General features: G+C 71.1%; 18 protein-coding genes. 10 read left to right on the top strand and 8 right to left on the bottom strand.

Annotated features, from left to right (window positions below; genetic code table 11):
- Positions 1–96 precede the first annotated feature (96 nt).
- From SHK19_RS14975 to SHK19_RS14965, 3 genes are all read left to right on the top strand, one after another.
- Positions 97–675 (top strand): DUF4396 domain-containing protein, encoded by a 579-nt coding sequence (locus tag SHK19_RS14975; protein ID WP_322936703.1) that lies wholly within the window; start codon positions 97–99, stop codon positions 673–675.
- 193 nt (positions 676–868) lie between these two features.
- On the top strand, positions 869–1303 hold the full coding sequence (locus tag SHK19_RS14970; RefSeq protein WP_322936702.1) for a VOC family protein: 435 nt from the start codon (positions 869–871) through the stop codon (positions 1301–1303).
- 25 nt (positions 1304–1328) lie between these two features.
- Entirely contained in the window at positions 1329–1730 is a 402-nt protein-coding gene (locus SHK19_RS14965) for a nuclear transport factor 2 family protein (RefSeq protein WP_322936701.1), read from the top strand.
- A gap of 15 nt (positions 1731–1745) precedes the next feature.
- On the opposite strand, the gene SHK19_RS14960 is transcribed toward SHK19_RS14965, so the two are convergent.
- Positions 1746–2294: an MmcQ/YjbR family DNA-binding protein gene (locus tag SHK19_RS14960; RefSeq protein ID WP_322936700.1), complete on the bottom strand. Its 549-nt coding sequence runs from the start codon at positions 2292–2294 to the stop codon at positions 1746–1748.
- Positions 2295–2354: 60 nt separating this feature from the next.
- Here SHK19_RS14960 and SHK19_RS14955 point away from each other — a divergent pair, with 60 nt between their 5' ends.
- Positions 2355–2747 (top strand): MmcQ/YjbR family DNA-binding protein, encoded by a 393-nt coding sequence (locus SHK19_RS14955; protein ID WP_322936699.1) that lies wholly within the window; start codon positions 2355–2357, stop codon positions 2745–2747.
- Positions 2748–2754: 7 nt separating this feature from the next.
- Here SHK19_RS14955 and SHK19_RS14950 read toward each other — a convergent pair whose 3' ends face one another.
- Positions 2755–3591 (bottom strand): aldo/keto reductase, encoded by an 837-nt coding sequence (locus SHK19_RS14950; RefSeq protein WP_322936698.1) that lies wholly within the window; start codon positions 3589–3591, stop codon positions 2755–2757.
- Positions 3592–3629: 38 nt separating this feature from the next.
- On the opposite strand from SHK19_RS14950, the gene SHK19_RS14945 reads away from it, so the two are divergent.
- A complete protein-coding gene (locus SHK19_RS14945; RefSeq protein WP_322936697.1) occupies positions 3630–4295 on the top strand; it encodes a class II aldolase/adducin family protein in 666 nt (221 codons plus the stop codon).
- Entirely contained in the window at positions 4292–5227 is a 936-nt protein-coding gene (locus SHK19_RS14940) for a carbohydrate kinase family protein (protein WP_322936696.1), read from the top strand. The genes SHK19_RS14945 and SHK19_RS14940 overlap by 4 nt, the downstream gene beginning before the upstream one ends.
- A 3-nt stretch (positions 5228–5230) precedes the next feature.
- Here SHK19_RS14940 and SHK19_RS14935 read toward each other — a convergent pair whose 3' ends face one another.
- Positions 5231–6832 carry an MXAN_6640 family putative metalloprotease gene (locus SHK19_RS14935; protein ID WP_322936695.1) on the bottom strand — a complete coding sequence of 534 codons (1602 nt, stop codon included), beginning with the start codon at positions 6830–6832 and terminating at the stop codon, positions 5231–5233.
- Between the two features lie 63 nt (positions 6833–6895).
- Positions 6896–8359, bottom strand: a complete 1464-nt coding sequence (locus SHK19_RS14930) for an MXAN_6640 family putative metalloprotease (protein WP_322936694.1) — start codon at positions 8357–8359, stop codon at positions 6896–6898.
- A gap of 123 nt (positions 8360–8482) precedes the next feature.
- Here SHK19_RS14930 and SHK19_RS14925 point away from each other — a divergent pair, with 123 nt between their 5' ends.
- Both SHK19_RS14925 and SHK19_RS14920 read left to right on the top strand, forming a co-directional pair.
- Positions 8483–9754, top strand: a complete 1272-nt coding sequence (locus SHK19_RS14925) for a DUF445 domain-containing protein (protein WP_322455769.1) — start codon at positions 8483–8485, stop codon at positions 9752–9754.
- A 30-nt stretch (positions 9755–9784) separates the two neighbouring features.
- Positions 9785–10030, top strand: a complete 246-nt coding sequence (locus tag SHK19_RS14920; RefSeq protein ID WP_322455768.1) for an RNA-binding S4 domain-containing protein — start codon at positions 9785–9787, stop codon at positions 10028–10030.
- 6 nt (positions 10031–10036) lie between these two features.
- Here SHK19_RS14920 and SHK19_RS14915 read toward each other — a convergent pair whose 3' ends face one another.
- Positions 10037–11167: a helix-turn-helix transcriptional regulator gene (locus SHK19_RS14915; protein WP_322455767.1), complete on the bottom strand. Its 1131-nt coding sequence runs from the start codon at positions 11165–11167 to the stop codon at positions 10037–10039.
- Between the two features lie 137 nt (positions 11168–11304).
- On the opposite strand from SHK19_RS14915, the gene SHK19_RS14910 reads away from it, so the two are divergent.
- On the top strand, positions 11305–12705 hold the full coding sequence (locus tag SHK19_RS14910; RefSeq protein WP_322455766.1) for an FAD-binding oxidoreductase: 1401 nt from the start codon (positions 11305–11307) through the stop codon (positions 12703–12705).
- A 55-nt stretch (positions 12706–12760) separates the two neighbouring features.
- On the opposite strand, the gene SHK19_RS14905 is transcribed toward SHK19_RS14910, so the two are convergent.
- From SHK19_RS14905 to SHK19_RS14895, 3 genes are read right to left on the bottom strand one after another with little or no spacing between them, the layout of a single operon-like run.
- Complete coding sequence (locus SHK19_RS14905) at positions 12761–13129, bottom strand: FKBP-type peptidyl-prolyl cis-trans isomerase (RefSeq protein ID WP_322455765.1); 369 nt, start codon at positions 13127–13129, stop codon at positions 12761–12763.
- Positions 13130–13176: 47 nt separating this feature from the next.
- Complete coding sequence (locus SHK19_RS14900; protein WP_322455764.1) at positions 13177–13608, bottom strand: CBS domain-containing protein; 432 nt, start codon at positions 13606–13608, stop codon at positions 13177–13179.
- Between the two features lie 10 nt (positions 13609–13618).
- A complete protein-coding gene (locus SHK19_RS14895) occupies positions 13619–14512 on the bottom strand; it encodes an inositol monophosphatase family protein (RefSeq protein WP_322455842.1) in 894 nt (297 codons plus the stop codon).
- Positions 14513–14563: 51 nt separating this feature from the next.
- Here SHK19_RS14895 and SHK19_RS14890 point away from each other — a divergent pair, with 51 nt between their 5' ends.
- A complete protein-coding gene (locus SHK19_RS14890; protein WP_322936692.1) occupies positions 14564–15028 on the top strand; it encodes a DUF2231 domain-containing protein in 465 nt (154 codons plus the stop codon).
- Positions 15029–15038 lie beyond the last annotated feature (10 nt).

Raw genomic sequence — 15038 nt, 5'->3', positions numbered from 1 at the left:
GCGCGCACCTCGCTCCTGTCTGAACGGTCCCCTCAACCGTAGAGAACGCCGCCGACAACCGGGAATATACCCATGGGGGGTATAGTTCCTCGGGACATGGACCACGCACCCCACCCGCACGCAACTGCCGGCAACCGCACCCTCGCTCTCAGCGCGACGCTGCACTGCCTCACCGGCTGCGCCATCGGCGAGATCCTCGGCCTGGTGATCGGTACGGCGATCGGGCTGTCGGCCGGGTGGACGATCGTCCTGGCCGTCTCGCTGGCCTTCCTCTTCGGCTACCTGCTCTCGACGCTGCCCCTGCTCAAGGCCGGTCTCGGCGTCGGCGCCGCACTGTCGGTCGTCCTCGCCGCCGACACGCTGTCGATCGCGATCATGGAGCTGGTCGACAACACCGTGATCGCACTGATCCCCGGAGCCATGGATGCCGGCCTGGTCAACCCGACCTTCTGGGTCGGCCTGGTGATCGCCCTGAGCGCGGCGTTCGTCGCGGCGTACCCCGTCAACCTGTGGCTGCTCGGGCGCGGCAAGGGACATGCGCTGACGCACGGCTACCACGGCGCGGAGGCGGCCTCCGGCTGGCGTCGGTTCATCCCCACCATCGCCACCTCGACCCTGGTCGTCGGCATCCTCACCTTCGCTCTGGGTGGCCTCCTGGTCTCCCTCGCGGCCTAGGAGCCCGCCGAACAATCCGCCTTGCTGCGCGACGCCCCGCGGGCGCTCCGCGGCGTTGCGGCCGCTCGCGACGTCCGGATTGTTCCGCGCACTCCTAGCCCCGGGCCCGTGACCACGATCGCCGTCGGGTGAACCGGCGGGCGTCCGGGAAATCCGCGCGACGACGGTTGGGCCGCGCCTCTAGGGTGACCGGATGCCATCGGTCAGAGAGTTCCAGGTCACCTTCGACTGCGCAGAACCTGAGCGCGTCGGTCGCTTCTGGTGCGACGTGCTGGGGTACGTCGCACCGCCCCTACCGGAGGGGTTCGCCACGTGGGAGGACTTCGACCGCTCGCAGAAGCCCGCGGACCAGGGTTCGTGGTTCGCCTGCGTCGATCCGAACGGTGTCGGCCCGCGCCTGTACTTCCAGCGCGTCCCCGAAGGCAAGGTCGTCAAGAACCGGGTGCACCTCGACGTACGGGTCGGCACCGGGCTGGTCGGTGAGGAGCGGCAGGCCACGCTCGAGGCCGAAGGCGAACGACTGATCGCCCTCGGGGCGAAGCGCGTGCAGCTGCTGGTTGCCGACGAGGACAACGAGTCGTGCCTCGTGATGCAGGACGTCGAGGGCAACGAGTTCTGTCTCGACTGAGCCGCCGGACCTACAGTGGCTGCGCATGGACCACAAGCAGCGCGTGTTGGAGGCCATGGGCGCGATGGCGGAAGGCAGGGTCGCCCCGCTCCTCGAAGCGATGGCCGAGGACGTCACCTGGCGCTGGATGGGTGTCGACCAGTGGTCCCGGACCTTCGAGGGCAAGCAGATCGTGGTGGACACGCTCTTCGGAGGAGCCACCGAGACACTCGGTCCGTCCTCCAGCGTCGAGGTGCGCCACGTCCACGCCGACGGCGACTGCGTGGTCGTCGAGCACTCGGGACGCAACGAGCTGCCCGACGGCCGCCGGTATGACAACAACTACTGCTGGGTGCTTCGGTTCCAGGACGGGCTGATCCAGGAGGTCCGCGAGTACATGGACACCCAGCTGGTCACCGAGACGTTCGGAGCCGATGAGGTCGGGTAGTGAGCCGTTGGTTCGTCAGCGGACCCAGCGGTAGACCTGCCCCTCCCGCACCTCCACCTCTCGCGGCGGCCGCGGCCGCGGGTGGTGACGGAGGTGGGCGAGCACGTTGTTGCGGCCGCGGAGGACGACGTCACGGTCCTGCCAGTGCAGGTGCGGGTGGAGCAGGGGAGCGGCGTCGGCGTAGGCGTCGTCGTCGAGCAGTGACCACACCTTCGCGGTCGGCGGCGGGAGCTCGGGCAGGTCGTGCAGCATCGCCGGCACGCACATCCGCCAGGCATCGGTGACCAGCTCCGTCATCTCCTCGTCGTCGATCGCGGCCAGGTGGCCGCACACCCACTGGTAGCGCAGGTCGCTCGGCGGCGGCAGGAAGAAGGCGTGCGGTGCGGAGGCGATGAGGGCGTCGCGCTCGAGCTTCGGGAAGCCGAACCCGAACTGCTCCTCGTCCTTCGAGAACGCGACGAAGACGATCTGCCCGACCCGGAACTTCCAGCGGCCGCGGACCTGTGTCTCGTAGGCGCGGGGAAGCGCAGAGGCCACGCGGCGTACCGCCTCTGCGTCGGTCATGTGGTCAGGCTAGGTCCCGTCACGGACACCGAGAGCCGTGTGGCGTCGTACCTTGCTGCCATGGCAACTCTCGACGATGTCGCGAAGCTGGCGCTCGCACTTCCGGAGGTGGTCGAGACGGACTACCGCGACCGACGGGCGTGGAGCGTGCGCGGCAAGACCTTCGCCTGGGAGCGGCCGTTCAGCAAGGCTGACATCAAGCGGTACGGCGACGAGGTGCCGCCGGAGCTCCCGGTGCTCGGCGTCCGCACCGACGGCCTCGTCGAGAAGGAAGCGATCCTCGCGGATCCGCCGCCCGGCGTGTTCCACATCCCGCACTTCAATGGCTACGCCGGCGTGCTCGTGGAGCTGGGACGGATCAGCGGCGACGACCTGCGCGACGTTCTCCTCGACGCGTGGCTGGCGATGGCGCCGCAGGAGCTGGTCGATCGGCACCGGGGCGGGCAGGGCTGACCCGAAGCTACATCTCCTCGTGCACGTCCGGATCGCCGCCGAACAGCCGGCCGTCCGGCCGCCCGAGCGCGGTGATCGCCGCGACCTCGTCGGCGGTGAGCGAGAAGCTGAAGACGTCGAGGTTCTCCGCCTGCCGGGCAGGGGTCGCTGACTTCGGGATCGGCACCGAGCCGATCTCCACGTGCCAGCGGAGGATCACCTGGGCGGGGGTGACGCCGACTCGCGCGGCTGCCGCGACCACCGCCGGCTCGCCGTACGGCGCCGCCCGCTTGCCCAGCGGGCTCCATGCCTCGGTCAGCACGCCCAACTCGGCGTTCGACGCGCGCATCCCCACCTGCGGGAACGCCGGGTGCAGCTCGATCTGGTTCACGGCCGGGGTCACCCCGGTGTCGGCGATGATCCGGTCGAGGTGGGCGCGGGTGAAGTTCGAGACGCCGATGGAGCGCACCAGCCCTCGCGACCGCAGCTCGACGAGTGCCCGCCACGCCTCGACGTACCGATCCACGGACGGGTTCGGCCAGTGGATGAGGTGGAGGTCGAGGTAGTCGAGGCCGCGCCGGTCGAGGGAGCCCTGGACGGACGTGATCGCCTCGTCGTAGCCGTGGTGCCGGCCGGGCAGCTTGCTGGTGACGAACAGCTCCTCGCGCGGCACGCCGCACTGGCGCAGCGCCTCGCCGACCGACTCCTCGTTGTCGTAGTTCACCGCGGTGTCGATCAACCGGTAGCCGACCTCGACCGCGCTGACCACCGCGTCGACCGCCTCGCTCCCTCGGAGCGGGTAGGTCCCGAACCCGATCGCGGGGATGGAGCGGCCGTCGTTCAGCTCGTAGGTCGGAATGGTCATCCTCCCCAGGCTAGGCGATGTAGGTCTAATGTCCTGCTGTGGTCACAGACGACGCCGTGCAGCAGGTGGTGCGGGCCTGCCACCGGCTGGCCGCCGAGGGCCTGCTCATCGGCACCGCCGGCAACGTGAGCGTCCGCGTCGGCGACCGGGTGGCCGTCACCGCCACCGGAGCCGTGCTCGGCGAGCTCACAGCGGACCAGGTGGTCGAGGTCGACCTCGACGGCCACCAGGTGGGCGGCGGTCCGGTGCCGACGTCCGAGGTCTACCTCCACCTCTCCGTCTACGCGCAGTACGACGTCGCCGCCGTCGTGCACACCCACGCCCCGGTCAGCACGGCCGCGTCCATCGCCGTCGGCGAGATCCCGGTCATCCACTACCAACAGCTGCTGCTCGGCGGCGCGATCCGGGTGGCGCCGTACGCAACCTTCGGGACCCCCGAGCTCGCGACGCGGGTGGTGGCTGCGCTCGAGCACCGCACCGCCGCGCTGATGGCCAACCACGGTTCGATCGCCATCGGAGCCACCCTCGACAAGGCGGTGGAGAACGCGCTGCTGCTCGAGTGGCTGTGCACCGTCTACCGCGACGCGCTCGCCATGGGGAAGCCGGCGACGCTCACCCGCAAGCAGCAGGAAGACGTGATCGCAGCGGCGATCGCCCGCAACTACGGCAGCGTCCAGCAGGCGCCCCAGGAGGAGAACCGATGACCCAGCCGACCAAGGTGGTCTGCATCGGAGTCCACGTGCTCGACATCCACGTCGCGACGGTCGACACGATCCCCGAGCGATCGAGTGGTGCGCTGGTCGACACCATCCGGATGTCACCCGCCGGGACCGCCGGCGGCACCGCGATCGTGCTCAGCAAGCTCGGCGCCGAGGTGACCAGCGTCGCCGCGATCGGGGACGACCCCATCGGCAAGGTGCTCGTCGAGCTGCTCCGGGCCAACGGGGTCGACACGGCGCGGATCACGACGAAGCACGACGTGCAGACGTCGGCCAGCGTGCTGCCGATCAACGGCGACGGCGACCGGCCGGCGTGGCACTGCATCGGCGCCAACGGCAGCCTCACGCTCGAGGACATCGACCTCGACCTGGTGCGGTCCGCCGACCACGTGCACGTCGGTGGTCCGGAGTTCCTCGGTGACGCCGCGGTCGCCGTGCTCGAGGCGGCACGGGGCGCCGGCGTCACGACGTCGGTCGACATGCTCGCGCCGGGGGAGCCGATGTGGCTGGACGCGATCGCCGGCTGCCTGCCGCTGGTCGACCTGTTCCTCCCCAACGACGAGCAGCTCCTCGGGCTGACCGCGACCACGACCCTCGAGGACGGCGCGCAGGCGCTCCTCGACAAGGGCGTCGGATGGGTGGCGGTGACCGCGGGCGCTCGCGGCGCCTACGTCGCGACGGTGGACGAGACCGGCTGGGTGCCGGCTTTCGAGATCGAGGTGGTCGACACCACCGGCTGCGGCGACTCCTTCTCCGCCGGCTTCCTGCTCGGTCGCGCCAACGGCCGCGACCTGGTCGCCGCGGCGACCCTGGGCAACGCGACCGCCGCCCAGGTCGCACAGGGCATGTCGACCGACGCCGGGTCCTACGACCTGGCCTCGGTCGACAGCTTCGCGACTAGTTCGCCGACGCGCTGACCGTCAGGAGCGGAACGTCCTGGCGGTGAGCTCCGACCGGAGGCCGTCGTCCTTCGGCTTGCCCTGGCAGGACAGCACGGTGTCCTCCCAGCAGTTGAACCGGGTGCTCGTGTTCACGAACAGGACGTCGACGTGGTCGATGTTCTGGCTGCTGAACGGCACCGTCCTCGAGCCGCCGCCGTTGCGGTCCAGTCGGACCAGCGACGTGGAGAGCCCGCCGGCCTTCTTGTAGACGATCACGACGAAGGCACCACCCCGCGCGGTGTCCGGCGCATTGAAGTGGAGCCGGAGCCTCCAGTCGCTCTGGCTCAGCCCGTTCGGGACGAGCTTCACGGTGCTGGAGGACAGGTGTCGCGGCTTGCGGACCACGCTCTGCTGCTGGGCGCCGCTGAACGCGACGTTCAGCGAGGACGGCGACGGGTTGTAGGCGGCGCCTTCGTCGTAGTAGGTGCGCGGGTGCCGGTTGACGCCGTAGAAGAGCTGGAGCTCCTTCTTGATCGTGGTGCCGCGGCCGTTGAGGGCCTGAGCCAGGCCCTGCGTGGAGTACCTGTCGGGGGCTCCGGGCCTGCCGTCGAGGCGCTTCCAGACGTCGAGCACCAGCCGGGGCAGCTTGCCGACCTCGGCCGGGAACTTCTCGGTGAGGTAGCGCCACCAGATCCAGGTGCCGTAGTGGAAGTTGCCGCCGAAGGTGTCGAGCGGCACGTGCGGACGCCGCAGCGGACTGGTCGGGAGGTAGTTCCGGTTGTCGTTGACATCGTCGAACAGCTCGTCCTCGGCCCAGGTGGCTGTCGACTCGAGGATCCAGCCGTCCTCGTAGAAGTCGTAGCCGAACTGGACCGCGTGGAAGTACTCGTGTGCCGCGGTGACCTGCATGTTCTCGAGCGGGGTGTTGGTCGGGAACTGACCCGGGCGGTAGTCGTTGTCGAGGGCGCAGAAGGCCGCCTTGCTGTAGTCGTCGGGCGCGTCGAGAACTCTCGGCCGGTCGGTGGAGCAGAAGCCGTAGAGACCGCCGTTGGCGCCGAGATCGCCGATGTAGATGTCGACCTTGCCGGTGCCGCCCCCGGCGGTGCCGTCGGACTTGGGGCGGCGATAGCCCGCGGCGACGTAGTCGTTGTTGACCCGCTGGATCGTGTTCAGGACCCGGTTGACGTAGGTCGGGACGGTGGAGCCGTCGCCGTCCGATCCGTTGGGCGCGTGGTCGCCGGACTCCCTCCAGTGGACACAGATGTCCGCCGAGCAGGTCACGAACGGCAGCGCGACCGGGATGAAGGGATCCGAGCCCTGTCCGGGGCGCAGGAGGTAGCGCTCGGCCACCCGCTCGTCCGAGGGGGACAGAGCATCCATCTGCAGTGCCAGGTCGCGCAGGGCCAGCGTCAGGCCGCGGTTGTCGTCGGCACCGCCGCGCGACGAGACCCCGAGGCCCTCGACCAGGGTCCGCACGCGAGCCAGCGTCGCCTCCGCCTGGTCGGAACGATGGTCCTGACCGATCACGGACGCCTTCGTCCCGGGCGGCGCGGGCGGATCCGCGACCGCGGTCGGCCCACCGAGGGTGAGACCGAGGATCAGGGTGACGGACAGGGCAACGAGAGCACGGGGGAGACGCACCGCAGCAGGATGCCATTTGCCTGGTCGAGGACCACCAACGAGACGACCACCGACGAGATCGCCCTACCGCCGGATCAGGCGGGCGATCACCTGGAACCGGGCGTCGTCGTCGCGGGGGACGCCGCGGCACGCGAACATCGTGCGCCGGCCGCAGCGGTAGCGGGACGAGGTGTTGACCAGGGTGACGACCACCCGCGCCACCGCACGGCGGTCGAACCGCACCGTCAGCGCGGCGTCACCGCGCCGGTCGAGACGTACGGCGTGCGTCGCGCGGCGACCGCCGCTGCGGACCACGGTAACCCGCGCCGCAGCCCGCCGACGGGGCGCGTCCACCGTCACGCGGAGCCGCCACCGGTGGCTCCGCAGGTCGCCGGCCGGCGCGAACGCGAGGTGCCGGGCGGCGAGGTGGTCGATGCGGACCCGCACTGCGTCGCTCCGCTGCGCCTGGCCGAGGCGGACCGCCCGGCCGACCCGGGCGGCCGGCCACCGGCTCCCCTCGGGGTAGGTGTCCGCGGGCCAGAGGTTGGCGACGGCGTACGACGTCAGCGCGCGGGGCAGCCCCTCGTGCCGCTGGAGCACAGCCTCCAGGGCGTCGACCGAGTAGTGGTCGGGGGCGTCGCCGACGGTGTCGGCCTGCCGCCAGACCGCTCGCACCAGACCGCCGCCGTGCCGGTCGGACAGGTACTCCCACCACGCCCAGGTGCCGTAGTGCGCGTAGCGGTCGTTGGAGAAGTCGTCGAGCGGCACGGCCGGCCGGTGGACGGTGCCGAACCTCAGGTAGCGGCGGTTGTCGTCGACCCGGTCGGCGAAGGTCTCCTCGATCCAGGTGGCGGTCGACTCCAGCAGCCACGGATCCTCGCGGAAGTCGTAGCCGAACTGGATCGCGTGGAAGAACTCGTGGGCGATCGTCACCCGCAGGCTGTCGACGGGACGGGCGCCGAACTGCCGGCGGGCGAAGTCGTCGTCGACCACGCAGTAGCTGGACGCCGCGAACCGCTCGCCACGCAACCGCCGCTCGGGCGTGCAGTAGCCGAACAGGCCGCGGCGGCCGACGTCCGCGAGGTAGACGTCGAACCGGCTGTCGCCACCGCGGCGCCGGTCGGCCGGCGGCGGCCGGAAGCGCAGGTCGCCGACCTCGTGGTCCCAGACGCTGCCGAGCACCCGGAGCGTCCGCCGTACCCATCGCCGCGACGGTGGCGCGTCGGCACCGCGCACTGCGTAGTGGACGCAGATCCTCTTCCCGCAGCGCTTCTGGCTCGGGCCGCGGTAGCCGTCGCCGCCCGGGTCCTGCTCGCCGTCGGTCGGCCGGGCCAGCAGCGCGTTGGCCACCAGCGACTCGAGCATGCCGAGCCGGGGCCGGGCGACGAAGAGGTCGCGCATCGCCAGCGTGGAGTACGGCGTGTCAGTGGCGTGTCGTTGGTCCGGATCGTGCGCCTGGTCGTCGGCTCGGACGACCGCCGGGCCGCCGACGGCGGTCAGGACGCATGCCAGAAGGCAGGCGGCAGCGACGTGTGCGGGGAAGGACACGTCGACCAGCGTCGCGGACGAGGCATCGGATCACGGGACGACGCGCCGCACGGGGAGTGTCGTCTGAGCGCGGAGAGCGAGGAACGAGCGGGTCCGCGTGAAGCGACCATCAATAATGACGCCGTGACCGTTCCGACGCTGCCGACCGACCCGCTGGTGGGAGACGCCACGGACGCCGAACGTCGCAGCGCGCTGCGGCGGATGCGCACCGTGGCGGTGTCGCTGCTGCTGTTCGCCGCAGCGGTCTACGTGGCCACCCTCGACCAGGACGGGTTCTGGGGCTTCGTGAACGCCGGCGCCGAGGCCTCGATGGTGGGCGCGATCGCGGACTGGTTCGCGGTCACGGCGCTCTTCAAGCATCCGCTCGGCCTGCCCATCCCGCACACCGCGTTGATTCCCAAGCGCAAGGACGACCTCGGCAGGGGGCTGGAGCAGTTCGTGGGGGAGAACTTCCTCCAGGAGGACATCATCCGCGAGCGGATCCTGGCGGTCGGGATCTCGCAGCGGGTGGCGAACTGGCTCGTCGTGCCTGCCAACGCGAAGCGCGTGGTCGAGGAGGCCGCCGACCTCGCGGCGATCGCCCTGTCCAAGGTGCGTCCCGACCACATCGAGTCGCTCGTCAACGACGCGCTGACGCCGCGGTTCCGGGAGGAGCCGGTCGCGCCGCTGCTCGGCGGCCTGCTCCAGGAGGCGCTCGCCGACGACCTGCACCACGGCCTCGTCGACCTCGCCCTCACCGAGCTCCACGACTGGCTGGTCGCCAACCCGGAGACCGTGCACGAGGTGATCGGTGAGCGGGCGCCGTGGTGGGCGCCCGAGAGCGTCAACAACTACGTCATCAACCGGCTGCACCTCGAGATGGTGCGGTGGCTCTCCGAGATCCGCAGCCAGCCCGAGCACCGGGCCCGCCGGGCACTGGACTCGATGCTGCACCAGCTCGCGACCGACCTGCTGACCGATCCCTCCACGCAGGAGCGGGCGGAGCGGCTCAAGGAGCGGGTGCTCGACCATCCCGCGGTGATCCGGACCGCGATCGCCCTGTGGACGGCGCTGCGGGAAGCCCTGGTCAAGTCCCTCGACGACCCCAGCGGCGCCGTCTACCAGCGGCTGCTGCTCGAGGTCGACGTCTTCGCCACCCGGCTCGGCAACGACGCCGAGCTGCGCAACCGGCTCGACCAGGCCGGGGCCGACCTGGCCGTGTTCGCGGTCGATCGCTACGGCAGCGAGGTCACCGCGGTCATCACCCACACCATCGAGCGGTGGGACGGCAAGGAGGCCTCGCGGCGGATCGAGCTGCACGTCGGCCGGGACCTGCAGTTCATCCGGATCAACGGCACGATCGTCGGCGGCCTGGTCGGCGTGATCATCCACGCCGCGTCGTTGACCGTGCACTGAACGGTCCAGCCGCGGCACTAGGCTGCTCGCATGCCCGAACCGGTCGACGTCCCCATCACCGACGACGTCATCAAGCTCGGCCAGTTCCTCAAACTGGCCAACCTGATCGACTCCGGCTCGGAGGCCAAGCCGCTGCTCGCTGCGGGCATGGTGCGTGTCAACGGCGACGTCGAGACCCGTCGGGGCCGGCAGCTCCAGGCCGGCGACGTCGTCACCGTCGCGGCGCAGTCGGCCCGGGTCGCCAGTGGCGACGTACCGGACAACCTGCCCTGGTGAGCCCGGTCAGGCGAACCAGCCGGACGGGCCGAGCTCGGCTCCCATGCGCGGCACGTACTGGTCGAAGTAGATCCGAGCGATCAGCTCCCTGCGGGAGCGGACGCCGGCCTTCTCGAAGACTGCCTTGAGGTGGTCCTGCACCGTGTATGTCGACAGGTGCAGCGTCGCCGCCACCTCCTTGGTGTCGACGCCCTGGAGCACGAGCTGGGTGACGTCGCGCTCGCGTGCGGTGAGACCGAACGCCGCGACGACCAGGCCCACGATCTCCGGCGGACGAGCCTCCTCGATGGTGATCACGACGTCACCCTGACGACCGTCGCGTGAGAGCAGCGGTCCGGCGTGGAGCACCAGCCACATGCCGCTGCGGGTGCGGACGCGGCTCCGCGGCGGCACGGTGGTCTCTCCTCGGGCATAGCGCCGGGCGGCACCCACCAGCGACGAGACGGGGGTCACCGGGTCGCCCGCGGCCTCGCCCTCGACCAGCTCCGACAGCCGAGCCTCGGCGTCGAGGCTCATCGAGACGATCTCGTCGTCGGCGCCGACGACCACCACCGCGGGACCGCCGCGAACGGCCGGCGGCGGGGGAGCGTCGATGAGCCGCGACAGCACGCCGGTGCGGACGCCCTGGGCGAACGGACTCGAGAGGGAGGCGAGGAAGTCGACCTCGCGCTGGTCGAACGGCCGGTCGTCGCCGCCCCGGAAGAGCGCCAACGCGCCCCACACCTGCCGACCGTCGCGGAAGACCAGCCGGGCCTCGTCTGCGAAGGCGAAGTGCGGTTTCATGAAGTTGCCCATCCGGCCCGAGCGCTCGATGTCGCCCTCGGTGACCAGGTGCACGCCGGCGGCGGGCGAGTCGGCGGCGGCCAGCTCGGTGAACGCGGTGGGCTCGACCGTCCCGTACTCGATGATGCCGAACTCGTGGTCGTGGGTGTTGCGGTCGCGCAGGTGACCGTACTTCCGAGCGCTGGTGAGCAGGTGCGTGCTCGGGTCGTGGGTGGCGATGCAGGCGGCGACCCACGGCACTGCTCGTGAGATCGACTCGACCGACTCGGCGAGGAAGTTGTCGAGGTCGAGGCCGGCCCGCGCCACCACGTCGATGTCCTGGCGCACACGGGCAGCGGTCAGACCAGAGGGCATGAACGAAGTGTCGGGGAGGGGCGCCGTCCGCGCCATCCCAGAAGTCTGGTGGTCTGGACCACCCAGGGGGAGGGGCCGGCAGGTCCCCGGTCGATCGGGATGGTGCGAACAGGGCCGTGGACCGGACCGTTGTCGGCATGAACTCGATCGACATCAACCTCACCACCACCCCCTCATCCGTCGACCTGTCCGCCCTCGACGAGCTCGTCGCTGCCGGCGTCGTGCACCTCGCCGGCACGGAGGCGTACGACGCCGCCCGCGTCGCCTGGAACCTTGCCGTCGACCTCAGGCCGGCCGCGGTCGCGGTGCCGTCGTCGGCCGACGGCGTCGCCGCCGTGATCCGCGCCGCAACCACTGCCGGCCTCCGGGTCGCTGCGATGAGCACCGGCCACGGCAGCGCTCCTCTCGCCGAGACGGCGATCGACGACCTCCTGCTGGTGCGGTTGTCGGCACTCACTGGTGTCACGGTCGACGGCGACGCCCGCGTCGCACGGGTGCTCGGCGGGACCATCTGGGAGGACGTCGTCGCGGCGGCGGCGCCGTACGGCCTGACCGCGATGCACGGCAGCGCGCCGGACGTCGGCGTCGTCGGGTACCTGCTCGGCGGCGGGCTCTCCTTCTACGGCCGGAAGCACGGGATCGCCGCCAACAGCCTCACCGCGGTCGAGGTGGTGACGGCGGACGGCGAGCTCGTCCGGGCGACCGCCGACGAGCACGCCGACCTGTTCTGGGCCGCTCGCGGAGGCTGCGGAGGCATCGGCGTCGTCGTCGCCGTGGAGCTCACGCTGCTGCCCTATGCCGAGGTCTTCGCCGGCATGCTGTTGTGGGACCGGGAGCGGGCTCCCGAGGTGGTCGCCACATGGGCGGCCTGGACCCGGACGGTCCCGGACTCGGTGACCACCTCACTCAGGGTGATGAGCTTCCCGCCGCTGCCCGAGCTGCCGCCGTTCCTCTCTGGCCGCGACCTGGTCGTCATCGACGGTGCGGTGCTGGAGGACGACGTCACCGCCGCCGAGTTGCTCGCGCCGCTCCGCGCGCTGACGCCCGAGGTGGACACCTTCGGTCGGATGCCGGCAGCGGGTCTGCTCGCGGTGCACATGGACCCGCCGGAGCCCGTGCCTGCCGTCGGCGAGCACGCCCTGCTCGGCGAGCTCGACGACGAGGCGTTGGCGGCGTTCCTCAGCCAGGTCGGCCCCGGTACGTCGGCAGGGCTGATGCTCGCCGAGCTGCGTCACCTCGGGGGCGCACTGGGACGGCCCGCCGAGGACGGTGGCGCCCTGTCGCGCATCGACGGTGCCTACGCGCTCCTCTGCATCGCAATGGCGCCCACGCCCCAGGCCGTGGTCGCCGGCAGGGCGGCGGCGTTCTCCGTGGTCCGTGCCATGGCGCGCTGGTCACGCGTCGGCCTGGTACCGACCTTCACCGAGGTGCGGGTGGACACCAGCCGCTTCCACGACGCCGAGGACTGGGCCCGGCTGGGCCGGGTGCGTGCTGCGATCGACCCGCGTGGGACGTTCTCGAGTGGCAACGGAGGGTGAAGACGCGCCATGACGCGTTCTGGCCGGCCACCCACGGCTGCGGGCCAGCGGTCGGTCAGCTGACGCCGAGCAGGTCGACGACGAAGATGAGCGTCTCGCCGGGCTTGATCGCGCCGCCGGCCCCGCGGTCGCCGTACCCGAGGTGGGGCGGGATGACCAGCTGACGCCGGCCGCCGACCTTCATGCCCTGCACGCCGGTGTCCCAGCCCTGGATGACCTGGCCGACGCCCAGCCGGAACTGCAACGGAGCACCCCGGTTGTACGACGCGTCGAACTCCTCGCCGCTCGAGTGGGCAACGCCCACGTAGTGCACCGACACGTTGCTGCCGGCGGTCGCCTCGGCGCCGTCGCCGACGGTGACGTCGGTGACCACGAGGTCGGCGGGCGGCTCGGGGTCGAAGAACTCGATCTCAGGCTTGTCCATGAGCCCACCCTAGGCCCCCGCTTGGCGGTCGAGCCTGTCGAGACCCCTCAGGTCCGGTGGACGTAGCTGTCCAGCTGGTCGCGCTCGAACTGGAGCCGGTCGATCTTGTGCCGCACCAGGTCGCCGATGCTGACGATGCCGACCAGACGGTCGCCCTCGCAGACCGGGATGTGCCGGAACCGGCCCTCGGTCATCGTCCGCATCACGTCGTCGAGCTCGTCCTCGGGCGTGCAGGTCTTCACGACCTCGGTCATGATCCCGCCGACCGTGTTGTCGATGACGGTGCCGTCGCTGTGCATCCGGCGGACGACGTCGCGTTCGCTCACGATGCCGTCCATCGACTTCCCGTCGGCACTCACGATGAGCGCCCCGATGTTGTGCTCGGCGAGCGTCGCGACAAGCTCACGAACCCCGGCGTCGGGGCTGATCGTGACAACGTCCCGCAGCTGCTTGGCCTGGAGGACCTGGTTGATGCGCATGTGAAGCAGGTTACTCGCGGCGCGGGCTCCGGGACCAGATGTCCGAAACCGTGCCGGGGCCGTTGGCGGGCCAGTCCGGGTCGTCGTCGCCGCCGTCCGGCACCGAGCCGAGGAACGACAGCGCGGCGTCGTGCAGGTGGCCGTTGGACGCCAGCGCGTTGCCGCCCCACGGGCCGTCGACGCCGTCGAGGGACGTGAACCGGCCGCCGGCCTCGCGCACGATGATGTCGAGCGCCGCCATGTCGTAGGTCTCGAGGGCGGGTTCGGCCGCCACGTCGACGGCCCCCTCGGCGAGCAGCATGTAGGACCAGAAGTCCCCGTACGCCCGCGTGCGCCACACCCGCCGCATCATCGCCAGCACGTCCTCACCGAGACCGCGGTCCTCCCACTCCGAGAGCGAGGAGTAGGAGAACGACGCGTCCTCTAGGCGTCGTACGTCGGAGACCTGGCACCGGGTGGGCTTGAGCAGCGACTTGCCGGTCCACGCGCCCTGGCCGGTCGACGCCCACCAGCGGCGCTGCAGCAACGGAGCCGACACGACGCCGAGGACCACCTCGTCGTCGACCGCGAGCGCGATCAGGGTGGCCCAGACCGGGACGCCGCGGACGAAGTTCTTGGTCCCGTCGATCGGGTCGACGATCCACCGGCGCTGCGAGTGGCCGGAGGTGCCGGTCTCCTCGCCGGTGATCGCGTCGCGGCTCCGGGCCTTCGAGAGAGTACGACGGATCGACTCCTCCACGGCCTGGTCGGCATCGGTCACCGGCGTCAGGTCGGGCTTGCTCATCACGTGCAGGTCGACGGAGCGGAAGCGAGCCTGGGTGAGCGAGTCCGCGTCGTCCGCCAGCAGGTGTGCCAGCCGGAGGTCGTCGGTGTAGTCGGTGCTCACGGGGCTCACCCTAGCCATCGGCGCGGCGGACTGAACCAGGTGCGCCTCGCGTCCGTAGAGGATTGTGTGATGCATCCTCTCGTCATGGAGATCAACGGACTGCCGCTGCACGCCCTCGTGGTCCACGGGGCGGTCGTGCTCACTCCCCTCGCGGCGCTGGCCGCCATCGCGTACGCGGTCCCGGGCCGCTGGCGGGACTGGCTGCGCTGGCCGGTCGCCGTGGCGGCACTGGTCGCGGTCGGCGCGGTGTGGACGGCGTACCTCACCGGCGAGGACCTGGTGGAGGGGAACCCCTACGGCGGACCGCTCGCCGAGCTGCTCGAGACCCACGAGAGCCGGGCCAACGTGTTCCGCTGGTCGACGACCGGGTTCGCGGTCGTCGCCCTCCTCGCCGCCGGCATGCACCGGCGCGAGGGAGCGGTGCGGGTGGTGGTCGGGATCGTCCTCGCGGGGCTGGCGGTCCTGACGCTGGTCTACGCGGTGCTCACCGGCGACGCCGGTGCCCAGATCGCCTGGTACGGAGTCGGCGACTGACCGCTGGCGC

Source organism: Nocardioides bizhenqiangii (assembly GCF_034661235.1).
GTDB lineage: Bacteria > Actinomycetota > Actinomycetes > Propionibacteriales > Nocardioidaceae > Nocardioides > Nocardioides bizhenqiangii.
The sequence above is the reverse complement of the archived record's forward strand: the minus strand, read 5'-3'. Positions and strand labels throughout refer to the sequence as shown.